Here is a 534-nt window from a genome sequence, read left to right as displayed (position 1 = left end):
CGGAGCGCTTGGCGGGCGAGGCCGAGCTGGGCGCGCGCGGCCTCCATCTCCGGCTTCGCGGCGATGGACGCGGGCGCGCCGTTGAGGATCGCCTCGGCCTGGTCGAGGTCTCCCGCGAGGATGGTCGCGCGGATCAGCCCGGCGTAGGCCCGCGCGTTCTCGGGCTCCTCCTGGAGGATGGCGGCGAAGGTCTCGGCCGCCTCCACCGCCGCCCCCTCGGCCAGCATCATCTCGGCCGCCTCCAGCGCCTCGCCGAGGCCGCCGTCGCCGGCCAGCGCGGCGACCTTGGCGACGAAGGCGTCGACCTGGGAGGGCGGCAGCGCCCCCTGGAAGCCGTCGACGGGCTGGCCCTGCCAGAACGCATAGACCGTCGGGATCGACTGCACGCGGAGCTGGGCGGCGAAGGCGGGGTTCTTGTCGACGTCGATCTTGACCAGGCGCACCTTCCCGGCCTGCCGGCGCACCGCCGCCTCGATGGCGGGCGTGAGCGTCTTGCAGGGGCCGCACCAGGTCGCCCAGAAGTCGACGATGACG

At 74.5% G+C, this 534-nt stretch carries 1 protein-coding gene; it reads right to left on the bottom strand.

Going from position 1 to position 534, the window contains the following annotated elements:
- Positions 1-534 (bottom strand): thioredoxin domain-containing protein (locus D7Y13_RS42155; RefSeq protein ID WP_147452675.1); only part of this gene is annotated, 534 nt, incomplete at both ends.

The organism is Corallococcus praedator, from assembly GCF_003612125.1.
GTDB classification, from domain to species: Bacteria; Myxococcota; Myxococcia; order Myxococcales; family Myxococcaceae; genus Corallococcus; species Corallococcus praedator.
This window is presented reverse-complemented; position numbering and strand designations above follow the sequence as displayed.